A 13,530-nucleotide genomic window follows, 5' to 3' on the forward strand; every position below is an offset into this window, starting at 1 on the left:
ATCACAGCAGGGCTAGCAGAGCCAGCAAGACGGCGAACGCCGCGATGGCGCAGCGAAACAGGGAGAGGCCTCGTACAAGATCGTCCGGGCTCGGATCCGGGGCGGCGGCGTTCAGCCAAGGTTCGTTGGTGACCCTTGTTCCATAGCTGCGCGGACCCGAAAGCCTGACGTCCAGAGCACCGGCCATGGCGGCCTCGGGCCAGCCGGCATTCGGTGAGCGATGTCGCTTCGCATCGCGAAACATGCAGAGCAGGGCGCTACGCGGTCTTGGCGATACGGCTGCGAACAGCAGACCGGTGGCTCGCGCGGGAACCAAGTTTACAAGATCGTCGATCCGTGCGGCGGCCCAGCCGAAGGCACTATGGCGCTCGGTCTTGTGCCCGATCATGGAGTCGAGGGTGTTTACGGCTTTGTAGGCCGCGATGCCCGGCAGACCCAGCAACAACCCCCAGAATATGGGCGCCGTAATCCCGTCGGAGGTGTTCTCCGCCAGACTCTCCAGGGCCGCGCGTGCGACTCCCTCCTGGTCGAGCCGTTGCGGATCGCGCCCGACAATCATGGCGACGGCCCGTCGCGCAGTCGGCAAGTCACCGACGAGCAAGGGCCGCACCACCGCTCCGACGTGCATGTGCAGGGAGCGTGTGGCGATCAGTGGCCAAGCCAGAATCCCCGCCAGGACGGTCCCGAGACTCCCCTCGGGCAGCATTGCCGTCAGCAAGCCCGCGACGGCGGCCGTTGTTCCTACGGTGATGGATACGACGAAGAGTCCCGCCGCACGTCGCGTGCTGGCCGACCAGCTGTCCCGGTTGAGGGACCTGTCCAGCGCCGTGACCAGCGCGCCCATCCAGGTGACGGGATGGCCGATCCGCGCGTGCAGCCACGTCGGCCAACCGATCAAGGCCTCAAGGACCAGAGCGATCAGCATAACGGCGCTGGCGCTCATGTCTTCAGCCTTGCGCGTTGGCTGCCTTCGGTGTTTCTCCAGCAGAGTCTTGCCGTATGCAAACCGCGATGCGATCCGGGACTTGCGAGTTCGTCAGTCAAACTTCAGCTTTCCTTGTCCCGGGGTTTCTGCTTTCTCACCTAATCTATGACAAAGTCGATTCTGGTCACCGGCGGTGCGCGGTCCGGTAAGAGCGCGATTGCGGAGCGGTTGGCGCTCGACCTGGGGCCGTGCCCGATCTACATCGCCACCGCCGAAGCCCACGACGAGGAGATGGCGGCCCGCATCGCTGCGCATCAGGCTCGGCGTGGTTCGGAATGGACCACATACAGCGCACCGCTCGAACTCGTCGAGGCCCTGGGGGCGACGGACGGAACCGGCCCTCGTTTGGTGGATTGCCTGACGCTCTGGCTCAGCAACATGATGCTCGCAGGGCAGGATTGGCAGACAGGGGCGCAGCTTCTGGCCGATGCTCTCGGTCGTCAAACCGCGCCGGTGATCCTGGTGACCAACGAGGTGGGTGCGGGCATCGTGCCGGAGAACGCCTTGGCTCGGGCCTTCCGCGACGCTGCCGGCTTGCTGAACCAGTCGGTCGCCGCAGTCTCCCAGGAGGTCTACCTCGCTGTAGCCGGCATCCCAATGAAGATGAAGTAGGCCGGCTCTCGGAGCAGGCCCTCTTTCAATTCTCTTGTTCGTGTGTTTTTGCTTCAAGCGGGTGTTTGGTCTCTTCCGTACGGCCGTAGTCGTCCTGCAGCCGAACGATATCGTCCTCACCGACATAGTCGCCGCACTGAACCTCGATCAGCACGAGGGGTTCGGCTTGTGCATTCGTCAGTCTATGGCGCGCGCCCTTCGGGATATAGATGGACTCGTTAGGCCGCACCGTCATGTGCCGCTCGTCGCAATCGACCTCCGCCTCGCCCTCGACCACAACCCAGTGTTCGGATCGGTGATGGTGATATTGCAGCGACAGGCTTGCGCCCGGCTTCACGACGATGCGCTTGACCCGGAAGCGGCTGTCCTCCGCCAGATCCTCGTAGGTACCCCAAGGCCGGTAGACGACCGGCGGCAGGGTCGTTTCGCTGCGGCCTTCGGCTTTCAGACTGCGCACCAGGGTGCCGACGTCGGGCGCGCGTTCTCGTGTGGTGACCAGCGTGGCGTCCTTCGTAGCCACGACGATCAGGTTGTCGACGCCGATCCCGACCAGGAGGCGCCCGTCCTCGCTGCGGAAGTAACTGTCCCGTGTGGCGCTGAGGCGCACGGGGCCCCGGCTGACATTGGCTGCGGGATCCTTGTCCTCCAATTGCCAGAGCGCCTGCCATGCACCGACGTCGTTCCAGCCGCAGTCGACGGGGACGACTGCGGCGCGGTCGGTATGCTCCATCACGGCGTAGTCGATGGAAAGGGACGGCGACTGCGCAAAGGCCTGCTCGTCGATCCTTAGAAAATCCAGATCCCGGGTTGCGGCCGTCAGTGCGGAGTCCGCGCAGTCCAGCAGGTCTGGATGAAGCCGCCTCAACTCATCCAGGAAGGCGGTCGCTTGCATCATGAAGATGCCGCTGTTCCAAAGGTAGCCGCCCGAGTCCAGGTATTGCGCCGCCGTCGTCCCGTCAGGTTTCTCGACGAACCGCAGGACCTCGTGCACCCGGTCGTGAGGCGCCAAGGCCTCGCCGATGCGGATATAGCCGTAGCCGGTCTCCGGACGGGTCGGTTCGACACCGAAGGTGATGAGCCAGCCGTCCTGCGCCGCCGGAACCGCCGCCGCGAGTGCGCGTCTCAGGGTCGTTGCGTCGGCGACGGCGTGATCTGCCGGAAACAGCGCCATCACGGCCTCGGGGTCCTCGCGGACAAGCAGCAGGGCTGCCAAGGCGGCCGCCGGCGCCGTGTTGCGTCCGAAGGGCTCCAATACGATCGCCGTCGGTGAAACGCCGATAGAGCGCAGCTGTTCGGCGATGAGAAAACGATGCTCCTGGTTGGCGATCAGGAGTGGCGCGGTAAAGAGCGCTGGGTCACGCAGCCTCTCGACGGTGTCCTGAAGCAGGGACTGTTCGCCGAGCAGCGGAAGAAGCTGTTTCGGAAAGGCCTCGCGCGAGAGCGGCCACAGCCGGGTCCCGGATCCACCTGACAAGATGACGGGGTGAATCATGTGCGTCCGTTCCAGAAAGCCGATCCCCTGATAAAGATTGATTTTTACGCGATACCAACGCGAAGCGAAAGCGCGGCACTGCGTTCGGCAGAACCTTCACGGCCTTGCCGAATAGCGACGCAACGGGGGACGCCGGCGTCTAGGAAGCGGCGCGATGGCGTCCCTACAAGCCGTCGCGGCTTAGGTTCAGGTCGTTCGACAGATGATGTCGGGCACGATCCGCGACCGTGCGATATAGCTGTCCAGGTCCCGGCCGGCGAACAGGCCGTGGTCGGCGATCAGGATGCTTGCGAAACCGGCAGCCCGTCCGCCGAGGATATCCGTGTGCAGGGTATCGCCGACCATTGCGACCCGCAGTCTCTCGATGTCCGGACAGCGGCCCCTGATCGCTTCGAAGGCATTGGTGAAGGGTTTGCCGTAGAACTCCGGCACCACGCCTGTTCGGTCGGCGGCTTCGTGCGCCCACCACCCGGGCTCCAATGTCAGGCCTGTCTCACGCGGCGCCACCAGATCCGGGTTGCCGACCAGCAGTGGTCGTGGGCGTTCGGACAAGGCCGCGACCAGTGCCTCCTGCAAAGGGGGCGTCCAACTTGCGCTCGACAGCAGTAGGAACCCGTCGGCGTTTCGGAACAGGGTCCTGTCGGTCTCCAAGGTCCCGACCTTGGCTTGTAGATCTGAGAGGTCCGGATCGGGTCCCCTGGCAACACCCCAAAGCTCGATATCGGAAACGTCCAGCAGTGCCGACGCCGCGACATCGCGGCTGGAGACGACCTCTTCCGCCGCGAAGTCGAAACCGAGCTTGTGATACTTCGCCAGTGCCGCCGAGCGCGGGTAGCTTGCGGCGTTAGTCAAGACGAAGAGTCGCTTGCCGGCAGCGCGCAGTTCGGCAACCCGCTTGACCGCACCGGGAATCGCGCGGCCTCCGATGTTCAGCACCCCGAAGGCATCCAGGATGAAGACATCGAAGTCATCTGCGACGTCGCCCAGAGTCCCGGCCTGACGGCTTTCCCTGGGGAAGGTCGGCTGAGGCAAGCGCACGCGGATTGCCTCGTAGCGCTCGAAGGCTGTATCGACATCGACCGTCGGGACGCTGAACGGCTTTGTCTGTGCCGTCATGAAATCAAGCTCCTGGCTATCGGGCTGAGAGGTCGGAGGGACGGTGGCGGACTACCAGACCAGCCTGGGCATGATGAAGTCGGGCTCCGGACCGTCGGCTTTCCCGTTCGCCTGCACTCCACCCTCGATCAGCAGGGTCGTGAGACCCAGCGCGGCGCCTCCAGAGATGTCGTGTTCGCGACTGTCGCCAATCATCAGCGTCCGCGCCGGCTCGGGTTGCCCCAGCGCCTCCATCGATGCTTGGAAGATTGGAGCATGCGGCTTGCCGATCATCTCCAGCGGCCCCCCGGACGCGGCGTAGAGCTCGGCAAGAAACCCAGGACCGGGCGCCGGCTGGCCGTCGGCGTAGATCGTTCGGTCTGGGTTCGCGCAGATACAGGGGACGCCCCGCCGCGCCAGGGGCAGCAGAGGTTCGATCTCCTCTTCGGGAGTTCTCTGCTGCGGACTTCGTCCGGCGATCAGGACAAGCTCGGCGTCCTCCGCGCAGGTGGAGGATCGCAGCGTGAGGCCTTCGAGGGGCGAGCCTTCGCTGCTGCTGGCGACGACGTAGATCGAAGCTCCGGCTGTCAGCCGACCGCTCTCCAGGGCAGACGTCAGGCGCTCGCGGCAAAGCTCGCCGGAGGTGACGACCGCATCGAACCAGTCGGCCTCGAAGCCAAGAGATTCGAGGCGTTCGGCATTGGCAGCCGACCGTTTTCCCGAGTTGGAGAGAACGGCGAGCCGCAGACCAGCCGACCGCAGACGCAGAACCGCCTCCTGCGCGCCGGGGAAGGCCGCACGGCCGTCGTGCAGAACTCCGAATTGGTCGAGCAGAACCGCGTCGAAGCGCTCCGTAATTGCGGAGAGACCCGAGATCCGTTCCGGGCTCATGCGCCGATCGCCGTTGTATGGGAAATATGTTTTAGAGCAAGTCGCGCCACGCCTGCCGCTGCCTCTTCGGACTGCGCGCTGGCCGTTTCGACCGACAGGATCCGGCGCCGGATCCTGCTCCAGATATCATTGCCAGCGCCTCTACCGACGCTGCGCAGGCAGGTGAGGGGCGGCGCGCCGAGCTCTCCCAGGCGCTTATAGCCGGCCGCTTCGATCCGAGCGATTCCTTCGAGCAGTCCCTTCAGGAACAGCGCTGCGTCACCGGGGCGAGGCTCGGTCCGCGGCGGCAGCGTCGGGTCTGCGACGGGAAAACGTTCGCCCGGTTTGGGCAGAGGATAGTAGTCGAGTCCGCTGTCTTGCTCTGGGTCGATCTGCTCGCAGAGTGTCGCGATCTCCGTCGCCGTGAAGTGTGCCGCCAAGGCGCCGCCGCCGGAGTTGGAGGCACCACCCGCAAGCCAAAGAGACCCGATGCGGTGGCTATAGATACCGCAGTCGGGGTCGAAGACCGGTCGATCCGACAGCAGCTTTAGCGTCAGGGTCGTGCCGAGCGCCGTCACACCCTCGCCGGGCCGCGCGGCTCCGGTTGCGAGGAAAGACGCACAGCCGTCGGTCGTGCCGGCTACGACGACCGCGCCCTGGGGCAGATCGTAGCGCGCGGCTGCGTCTGCCGTCACACGGCCCGTCGCTGCGCCCGCGGCCACCACCTCGGGCAACAGGTTCGGGTCGATCACGGACCCGAGCCAGTCTGGCCAACGTCTTTCCACCGGGTCGTACCCAGTTTTCAGAGCGTTCGACTCGTCGCTCTTCCAGGGACTGGCCGACAGCAACCCAGCGACCCAGTCCGCCTGATGAACAATGCGCCGGATCCTGGCCTTGGTGCTGAGGGTCATCGCCCGCGCGAGACCTGAGCTCGGACCATGTGCGGCGCTGGTCCTCGGAGCCACCTCGGCAATCGCAGGTGCAATTCGAGGGTCCTCGACGCTGTCGTTGTAAAGCAGAGCTGTGCCGAGCGGCGCATTCCGGTCGTCCAAGCCGAGAACTGTGCCCGAGGTTCCGTCGACCGAGACGGCGCCGACTCGTTTGCGGGCTGCCGGATCCAGCCCGGCGAGCGCCGCCGCGAGGGTCCGTTCCCAGACCGCGGGGTCGCGCGGCTCTGCTCCGTTGTCTTCCATTCGTGCTGCCGACAGTCCGACGGGACCTCCGGCGGGATCGAGCAAGGCGGCCCGCACGCCCGAGGTGCCGACGTCGATGCCGAGGGCGAATCGTTCGGAGGTCTGTACCGACTGAGGCGTCACGCCTGCGCGGCCTCGCTGCTGAGCGCTCGCCGATACTTCTCCGCATCCCAGCCCAGCAAGGCCGCGACCTCCGTCGAGGGAAGGGCCCTCACCGGTGCTTCGGGCGGCACGCGCGCGATCACGTCGCCGAGAGCGCGGGCCATGGCCTCCGCGGCGGGGCTGGCATCCCGGCGAATGGCCGCCCCGATGCCTGGCAGCAGCACGAGAGTCGGGGCCTCGCCGTCTCGCGTCAGGCGATCGGCCGCGGCCTCCACTGCCTCGTTTTCCTCCGCGATTCGAAGATCGGGCTCGAGGAAGACGACGTAATCCGGAAAGAAGGGGCCGCGTGCGGTCAGAGCGAGATGTCGTGGGGAGCGTGCGACGGCTTGCAAGCTCGGAGCTTCGACCGCTCTATAGCGGGCGCTGGACAAGGCGTTCCTCTCGTCGGTCCCAACGACGTCTTCCGTCAAAGGCGGTGCCACCGCTCGTTCCAACCGCCCCGAAACTTCGGACAGCAAAGCTTCGACGTCTTCCGGGCTGTCACCGGCGACAATCAGACCGTGATTGCCCAGAATGGCAACACGCCGTTCGGGACTGGCCTCGGCCAACAAGGCTTTTGCCAGAGGCAAGCCGGGCATTACGTAGGGCAAGAAGATCGGGTCCAGATCCTTCAGTTCACGCCGTAGGATCTCGTCGCCATCCTGCCGAATCGCGAGCGCGATGGTCGCGACGCAGTGGGTATGCAGCACGACCCGCTGCGGCATCGCCGCATGCAGGGTGGTTTCGATGGAGGGACGCAGACCTTGCGGTCCACCGTCGGGCGCAACAAAGCTGACGGCATCGGGCTCGCCGCCGGCGGCAAGTTCGGCTGCGAGGTCTGCCGCCCTGACCGGCACCATGATGTCCTTTGTTTCCGCGTCGGCCAGCCAGGTTCCGGAGGCCTTGACCCACATGGCGCCGCCGCCTTTGAGCGAGCTGTTGCCGCCGGCCCCTTGGACCTGCAGAGGATCTCGCCCGACGCGAGCGGAGAGGCTCAGTAGGCGACCGAAATCCTCGTCCGCACGCAAGGCTGTATAGGGATCGTTGCCGGTCGTCACAGGCGTTGTCCGCTGCTGAGATCGAAGAGATGGAGCTTCTCGGGGGCGACGTTGAGACGCACAGCTTCACCAGGCTGCACTGTAGCATCCCTTGGAACGGTCGCGATGAAGTCCTGTCCGGCCACGCTCATGTGAAGCTGGAGATCGGGCCCGGTCTTTTCCGCCAGGATCAACTGACCCACCACGCTACCCTCGGTGTCCAGGGTCAGGTCGGCAGGTCGTACGCCGCAGACAACGGGATGGCCGGGGGATACAGACACGCTGGTGGGTAGCGCCAAGTGCATGCCCTCGGCGACGAAGGCCGGCGCGTTTCCATTCGCCTCCACCGTACCTTCGACGAAGTTCATGGCCGGGGAGCCGATGAAGTCGGCGGCGAAGCGGCTGACCGGCCGGTCATAGAGCTCGTCTGGGGTCCCCACCTGCTCGATCTCTCCTCCGCGCATCAGCACGATCTTGTCCGCCATGGTCATGGCCTCGATCTGATCGTGCGTCACATAGATCGTGGTGGTTCCCAGGCGATCATGCAGCTGACGGATCTCGAAGCGCATCTGTGCCCGCAGCTTGGCATCCAGGTTCGACAGTGGCTCGTCGAACAGGAACACCTTGGCGTCGCGGACCATCGCACGCGCCATCGCCACGCGCTGTCTCTGTCCTCCCGACAGCTCCCTGGGATAACGGCTCAGGTGTTCCGTCAACCCGACCAGTGCGGCCGCATCTTCAGCACGCTGCCGTCGCTCTGCCTTCGGTACGGATCGGATCTCGAGCGAGAAGGAGATGTTCTCGGCGACTGTCATAGTCGGATAGAGCGCATAGTTCTGAAAGACCATTGCGATGTCCCGGTCGCGCGGCGGGACGTCGTTGACCCGCTGGTCGTCGATCAGAAGATCGCCGGCCGTGACGGTCTCCAGGCCGGCGGTCATTCTCAGAAGTGTCGTCTTGCCGCAACCGGAGGCACCCAGCAAGACGGCGAACTCACCATCGGCGATGCTCAGATTGAGGTCGTGCATGACGTCGAAGGCGCCGTAGCTCTTGGCGATGTTGCGGTATTCGACTGTGGCCATCGCGCGGGTCCCTCAGTAGGCCTGGCGCGTCGGCGTGAGGCAGATTTCCTGCACCAGCGCGTTCTGCGGAAGACGGTAAGCATCAAGAATGAGTTGAGCGACGATTTCGGCGCCGATACCGCCGCCCATCTTGACTTTATTGGCCTTGTAGTCGGCCAAGGTCTTCTCGTCGGTGACGGAATTCAGCACTTCCGTCTCAATCACGCCGGGCGAGACCACGAGTACCCGGACGTCATGCGGCGAGAGGTAAGCGCGCAGAGATTCGGAGACGGCGTGCACGAAGAACTTCGTGCCGCAATAGACCGTGTGGTCGGGATAGACTTTTCGGCCCGCGATCGAACTCATCATGACCAGGGTTCCGGCTCGGCGTTCCATCATGCCGGCCATCACGGCGTGAACCGTGTTCATCACGCCCTTGGTATTGATATCGATCATCTCGTCCCATTCGGCCGGATCCTGGCGGCCGATGTCGGCGAGACGCGCAATCCCCGCGTTGGCGAACATCATATCGACGGGTCCGAACCGGTCTTCCGCGTCGGCCACCGCAGTGGAGATGGCGGCTCGGTCGCAGACGTCGACCTTGCGGCAAATCGCGTTCGGCAGCTGCAGGGCCTCCATCCGCTCCAGACGGCGTGCCATCAAGAGAAGCGGATGACCGTCGGCGGAGAAAGCTCGGGCCGTGGCCTCGCCGATGCCGGACGATGCGCCCGTGATCGCTACGAGGGGTTTATCTGTCATGTCACTCTCTGTTCCCGCTACTGTCGCTCACGTACCGCGCAAGGCGGGGCGCTCCCCTCCTCGCGCGGTTCGCTCCTGGCCGACGGCGCCTGGCCGTCAATCGTGTCTGTCGGTCGATCGGCGTCCAGGCGCTTGCGGCCTCTCCCCGAGGGTCAGCCGCTGACGATGCCGTCGACGGCCTGGGCGATATCGTCCATTGCCTCCTTGGCGGAGTCGTAGTCGCCGGCGAAGTACTTGCCGAGGCGCACCGGGATCGTATCGTTCGCCAGCTCCGCCCATTCCGGCAGGTCGGGTTCCGACCCCATGTCATTGGCGATGGTCTCTCGCACGACGTCCAGGTGACGGGTCGTGCCCGGTCCGACCCGGCGGTTCGCGATGATACGCGGGTCGTCATAGACCGAACTGCGGGTCGGGCCCGTACCCCCGCCCAGAGCGGTGATCAGCACCTGGGTATCGTAGCTGGTGGCCCACTGCATGAAGATCCAAGCGGCATCGGGGTTGCGCGAGTTCTGCGAGACCGCCAAGGACGAGCCGCCCTGATGGCCGACGCCCGGGATCTCGCCGAACCCGGTCTCGGCGACGGTACGCAGGGGATGCTTGGGCGGCGGGCAGCGCACGGCCTCCATCAGACCCGAAACCTTGGTAGCGCTGGGATCGTCGAAGTAGGGGAAGAACTCGCCCCAACTCATCATGGAGGCTGCGACGCCCTGGGCAATCGACTGCCCCTGTCCGTCCCAGGTCCAGCCCGTTACGCCCGGCGGCATGGTCTCGTAGAGGCGGCGCCAATACTCCATGGCCTCCAGGCCGCGTTCGTCGTGACCGGCGAACTTCCCGTCGGCATCGAAGATGGAACCGCCATGGCCCCAGAGCCAGGCCGTCCAGTCGCATTCCAGACTGTAGTGACCCGACTTCATCTGGCCGGTGGCGCCGTAGATGTCGCCGGCCTCGGTCACCGCCTTGGCCTGCTCGTAGTATTCCTCCAGTGAGGTGGGAGCCTCGAAGCCCATTTCTTCCCAGATGTCGCGGCGGTACATCATGATGAAGATTGGGATGTCGTAGGGCACGCCGACCAGGCGATCCTCGTAGCGGGCGATGCCGTCGACCAGAGCCGGCAGGAAGTCGTCGAAGTTCCAGTCCGGCATGGCGAGATCCGGTTTGTCCGCCATCTGCTCGCGCGGGTCGAAGACATCCTGCGCGGTGAAGGCGGCCCAAGACTGATCGATGTAGTAGAGATCGTAGGTACCGAGCTGGCTGGCGATATCCAGCGTCAGCTTCTGCAGCACCTGTTCCAGCGGCAGCACTTCGATCTCGACCCTCATGCCCGAGGCTTCTTCGAAGAAAGGCTTGAGCTGACTGTTGATCGCGTTCGACGGCGGCGTCGATTCGGTGGCGAGCTTGAGGGTGGTGCCTCGGAAGGGCGTGGAGACTTCGCGCACCCAGTCCAGCACCTCTTGGTTCGGCCGAAGCTCCTCGCTCTGTGCGAAGGCCGGCTTGCCGCCGAAGGGGCGTGTCAGTCCGAGCCCAAGCGCGCCGGCTCCGAGGCCCAGGTGGCCGGCGTCCCGCAGGAAATCGCGGCGGCTGATCCGGCGCCGGACGTAGCGATCTGTCAGATTGGCAAGGTAACGTTTCCTATCGCTGTCTCGCATCGGTGTTTCCTCCCAAGTGTTAAACGCTCTTGTCTCATGGCGATTATTGTTTCAACGAGCCGAGGGTCAGGCCGCGGACCAGTTGTTTCTGGACGAGAAGAATGAAGATGAAGGCCGGGATCATGGCGGCCGCGCCCAGGGCGGCCATGTTGCCCCAGGCCGTTCCGGTCGAGGTCACGAAGCTCGACGACACGACAGGGACCGTTTTCAGTCCGGTCTGGGTCAGGGTCAGGACGAAGACGAACTCGGTCCAGGAGAAGATAAAGCAGAGCACGGCGGTGGCTGCGATTCCGCCCTTGGCCATCGGCAGGATCACCCGGCGGAAGATCAGCCAGCGGGACGCGCCGTCGATGATCGCGCTCTCGTCGATCTCCCTCGGAATATCGTCGAAGAAGCTCTTCATCAGAAGAACGGCCAGCGGCAGATTCATGACCGCATGGATCAGGATGATACCGGCGTAGCTATCCAGCAAGCCGACGTCCTTGTAGATGAAGAACAGGGGAATCGCGACGGCGACGGGCGGCATCATGCGGGTCGAGAGAACCCAGCCGACGAAGAGGTGCCGACTTTTGAAGTCCATGCGGCTGAGGCCGTAGGCGGCCAGTGTGGCGATCATCACGGACAGCGTCGTCGAGCCGATCGCCACTACGATGGAGTCCCAAAGGCGCGGCGCCATGTAGAAGTTGCCGCCCCCGGGCAGCACTTCCTGCTGACGCAGAAAGCCCAGCGAAATGCCGAAGACCTCCTCAAAGTTCTTCAGCGTAGGCTCGAAGATCCAGACGTTGGGCGGCCGGTCGAAGATGTCGCGCGCGTTCTTGAAGGCCGTGGTCGTCCAGTAGTAGAGCGGAAAGACGAAGAGCGCGACCACGCCCCAGGCTGCCGCAATGCGCCAGCGACGGCGGTATGTCGACTGAACGATCACCAGCGCACCTTCGCGAGCTTGATGAAGAGATTCGCGACGATCAGGATGATGGCGAGACTGACGAGACTGATCGTTGCCCCGTAGCCCCACTTCACGAAACTGAAGGTCTGCTGCCAAGCGTAGAGGCTAAGCACATAGGTTGAGGTTCCCGGCCCGCCCGAGGTCATCACGAAGACGTAGTCGAACATCCGGAACACATCGATGCCCCGGATCAGGACGGCCACGGCGATCACCTTTGACATCAGTGGCAGGGTGATCCGGCGGAAGATCTGAAACGGCGAGGCGCCGTCCAGCATGGCCGCTTCGAAGGGCTCTGGCGGCAGTGAGCGCAGGCCGGCCAGGAAGATCAGCACCATGAAGGGTGTCCACTGCCATATGTCCGCCAGCATCACCCCGATCAGTGCGGTCGAGGCGGTGGACAGAATCGGCTGGGTGCCATCCAGCAGCCCAACCGATTCCAGGATGTAGGTGACGACCCCGAACTCCGGATCCTGCATCAGCAGGAACATCATTCCGGTGATCGCCGGCGGAATGACGAGCGTCAGAGTTAGCAGGGCGCGCAGCAGGCCGAAGCCCGGCTCGTCACTGTCGAGCAAAAGGGCGATCGCCATCCCAAGCACCAGCTGAACGCTCAGGACGATGAAGAAGTAGGTGAAGGTGACCCCGAGCGACCCCCAGAAACGGGTGTCCTGCCACAGGGCTCTCCAGTTATCGAAACCCACGAATTCGAGCTGCCGGCGGAAGGGGGCGTATTCGTGGAAAGACAGCCAGATGTTGTAGATGAGAGGGTAGATCGTGAAGAGCAGCAGCATCGCGATCAGCGGTGCCAGCCAGGGGAAGGGCCGGTCCCCGGAAAGGGGACGCAGAAGGACGCGCAGCCATTCGGGACGGCGCGCGGCGAGCGCGTAGTGTCCCGTCGCGGCCGACGCCGTTCTGCTCATGCGGCCTCATCCTTCACGGCTTGAGCCTCTTCACGCAGCGGTTTTACCTTTTGCCTGCGTTTGCTGGTGCCCGTCCTTCGGCGTACTGGACGCGTCCTGCAGTCCGTAGCCCTTGAAAGCGGCAATTGTTTCATCGACTTCGCGATCGGATAGGATCACTTGGCCCTTCAGCTGCAGGCTTAGAAAATACTGCCGCGCGATGGTTTCCAACTCTACCGCCCGCCACATCGCCTTGGCCAAGCTCTCTCCGATTGAGATCATGCCGTGGTTGGCCAGCAGACAGGCGGTTCGGTCGCGCATGGCCTCGACCGCCATAGCCGAGAGTTCTTCGGTGCCGAAGCGCGCGTAGCCGGCACAGCGAACGTTGTTGCCCCCGAAGGCTGCGATCATGTAGTGGCAGGCTGGGATCTCCATGCGGGCGATCGCCAGGGTCGTGCAGTAGGTCGGATGGGCATGGACCACCGCGTTTGCATCCGACCGGTCTCGCAGAAGCGCATGGTGAAAGCGCCACTCCGTTGAGGGTTTGAGCGGTCCTTCCCAGGCCCCCGACTCGTCGTCGATCGCGATCGAGGCGATCATGTCGGGTTCCAGCTCGTCATAGGGTGTTGCCGAGGGCGACACCAGCATCCGATCCTCGAAGCGCGCCGAGACATTTCCCGAGGTGCCCTGGTTGATGCCGTTCACGTTCATTTCTTTGCAACGCGCGATGATCTCGCGCCGCAACTCCCGTTCGGCCTTCTTCATGAAGCGGTCCTTTCGACGTCTTTGAAGTAATG

Annotated in this window: 13 protein-coding genes; 1 reads left to right on the top strand and 12 read right to left on the bottom strand. The window is 64.3% G+C overall.

The window, feature by feature from the left end:
* Position 1: 1 nt before the first annotated feature.
* Positions 2 to 943, bottom strand: coding sequence for an adenosylcobinamide-phosphate synthase CbiB (gene cbiB / locus ACO054_RS01575; protein WP_421708689.1), 942 nt, complete (start codon positions 941 to 943; stop codon positions 2 to 4).
* Positions 944 to 1,090: 147 nt separating this feature from the next.
* Here cbiB and cobU point away from each other — a divergent pair, with 147 nt between their 5' ends.
* Positions 1,091 to 1,597: a bifunctional adenosylcobinamide kinase/adenosylcobinamide-phosphate guanylyltransferase gene (gene cobU / locus ACO054_RS01580; RefSeq protein ID WP_421708690.1), complete on the top strand. Its 507-nt coding sequence runs from the start codon at positions 1,091 to 1,093 to the stop codon at positions 1,595 to 1,597.
* 25 nt (positions 1,598 to 1,622) lie between these two features.
* On the opposite strand, the gene ACO054_RS01585 is transcribed toward cobU, so the two are convergent.
* The 11 genes from ACO054_RS01585 to ACO054_RS01635 form a co-directional block, all read right to left on the bottom strand.
* Positions 1,623 to 3,089: a mannose-1-phosphate guanylyltransferase/mannose-6-phosphate isomerase gene (locus tag ACO054_RS01585; RefSeq protein ID WP_421708691.1), complete on the bottom strand. Its 1,467-nt coding sequence runs from the start codon at positions 3,087 to 3,089 to the stop codon at positions 1,623 to 1,625.
* A gap of 186 nt (positions 3,090 to 3,275) precedes the next feature.
* Entirely contained in the window at positions 3,276 to 4,205 is a 930-nt protein-coding gene (locus ACO054_RS01590) for a TIGR01459 family HAD-type hydrolase (RefSeq protein ID WP_421708692.1), read from the bottom strand.
* Positions 4,206 to 4,256: 51 nt separating this feature from the next.
* Positions 4,257 to 5,075 carry a TIGR01459 family HAD-type hydrolase gene (locus ACO054_RS01595; RefSeq protein WP_421708693.1) on the bottom strand — a complete coding sequence of 273 codons (819 nt, stop codon included), beginning with the start codon at positions 5,073 to 5,075 and terminating at the stop codon, positions 4,257 to 4,259.
* The gene (locus ACO054_RS01600) at positions 5,072 to 6,370 is read right to left on the bottom strand and encodes an FGGY-family carbohydrate kinase (protein ID WP_421708694.1); all 1,299 of its coding nucleotides are present in this window, start codon (positions 6,368 to 6,370) and stop codon (positions 5,072 to 5,074) included. The genes ACO054_RS01595 and ACO054_RS01600 overlap by 4 nt, the downstream gene beginning before the upstream one ends.
* Positions 6,367 to 7,446: a class II aldolase/adducin family protein gene (locus ACO054_RS01605; protein WP_421708695.1), complete on the bottom strand. Its 1,080-nt coding sequence runs from the start codon at positions 7,444 to 7,446 to the stop codon at positions 6,367 to 6,369. Before ACO054_RS01605 ends, ACO054_RS01600 begins: the two co-directional genes overlap by 4 nt.
* Positions 7,443 to 8,507 (bottom strand): ABC transporter ATP-binding protein, encoded by a 1,065-nt coding sequence (locus tag ACO054_RS01610; RefSeq protein ID WP_421708696.1) that lies wholly within the window; start codon positions 8,505 to 8,507, stop codon positions 7,443 to 7,445. Before ACO054_RS01610 ends, ACO054_RS01605 begins: the two co-directional genes overlap by 4 nt.
* A gap of 12 nt (positions 8,508 to 8,519) precedes the next feature.
* Complete coding sequence (locus tag ACO054_RS01615; protein ID WP_421708697.1) at positions 8,520 to 9,245, bottom strand: SDR family oxidoreductase; 726 nt, start codon at positions 9,243 to 9,245, stop codon at positions 8,520 to 8,522.
* Positions 9,246 to 9,397: 152 nt separating this feature from the next.
* Positions 9,398 to 10,891: an ABC transporter substrate-binding protein gene (locus tag ACO054_RS01620; protein WP_421708698.1), complete on the bottom strand. Its 1,494-nt coding sequence runs from the start codon at positions 10,889 to 10,891 to the stop codon at positions 9,398 to 9,400.
* A 43-nt stretch (positions 10,892 to 10,934) separates the two neighbouring features.
* Positions 10,935 to 11,813 (bottom strand): carbohydrate ABC transporter permease, encoded by an 879-nt coding sequence (locus tag ACO054_RS01625; RefSeq protein WP_421708699.1) that lies wholly within the window; start codon positions 11,811 to 11,813, stop codon positions 10,935 to 10,937.
* Positions 11,810 to 12,754 carry a carbohydrate ABC transporter permease gene (locus ACO054_RS01630; RefSeq protein WP_421708700.1) on the bottom strand — a complete coding sequence of 315 codons (945 nt, stop codon included), beginning with the start codon at positions 12,752 to 12,754 and terminating at the stop codon, positions 11,810 to 11,812. Before ACO054_RS01630 ends, ACO054_RS01625 begins: the two co-directional genes overlap by 4 nt.
* 30 nt (positions 12,755 to 12,784) lie before the next feature.
* Positions 12,785 to 13,498 (bottom strand): class II aldolase/adducin family protein, encoded by a 714-nt coding sequence (locus ACO054_RS01635; RefSeq protein ID WP_421708701.1) that lies wholly within the window; start codon positions 13,496 to 13,498, stop codon positions 12,785 to 12,787.
* Between the last annotated feature and the right edge of the window lie 32 nt (positions 13,499 to 13,530).

It is taken from the genome of Algihabitans sp. (assembly GCF_965226985.1).
Lineage (GTDB): Bacteria > Pseudomonadota > Alphaproteobacteria > Kiloniellales > DSM-21159 > Algihabitans.

What these genes read in the sequence shown, in the direction of transcription:
- cobU (WP_421708690.1), top strand. Translation starts at nt 1,091, where the DNA reads ATGACAAAGTCGATTCTGGTCACCGGCGGTGCGCGGTCCGGTAAGAGC.
- cbiB (WP_421708689.1), bottom strand. Translation starts at nt 943, where the DNA reads ATGAGCGCCAGCGCCGTTATGCTGATCGCTCTGGTCCTTGAGGCCTTG.
- ACO054_RS01595 (WP_421708693.1), bottom strand. Translation starts at nt 5,075, where the DNA reads ATGAGCCCGGAACGGATCTCGGGTCTCTCCGCAATTACGGAGCGCTTC.
- ACO054_RS01590 (WP_421708692.1), bottom strand. Translation starts at nt 4,205, where the DNA reads ATGACGGCACAGACAAAGCCGTTCAGCGTCCCGACGGTCGATGTCGAT.
- ACO054_RS01630 (WP_421708700.1), bottom strand. Translation starts at nt 12,754, where the DNA reads ATGAGCAGAACGGCGTCGGCCGCGACGGGACACTACGCGCTCGCCGCG.
- ACO054_RS01585 (WP_421708691.1), bottom strand. Translation starts at nt 3,089, where the DNA reads ATGATTCACCCCGTCATCTTGTCAGGTGGATCCGGGACCCGGCTGTGG.
- ACO054_RS01620 (WP_421708698.1), bottom strand. Translation starts at nt 10,891, where the DNA reads ATGCGAGACAGCGATAGGAAACGTTACCTTGCCAATCTGACAGATCGC.
- ACO054_RS01615 (WP_421708697.1), bottom strand. Translation starts at nt 9,245, where the DNA reads ATGACAGATAAACCCCTCGTAGCGATCACGGGCGCATCGTCCGGCATC.
- ACO054_RS01610 (WP_421708696.1), bottom strand. Translation starts at nt 8,507, where the DNA reads ATGGCCACAGTCGAATACCGCAACATCGCCAAGAGCTACGGCGCCTTC.
- ACO054_RS01635 (WP_421708701.1), bottom strand. Translation starts at nt 13,498, where the DNA reads ATGAAGAAGGCCGAACGGGAGTTGCGGCGCGAGATCATCGCGCGTTGC.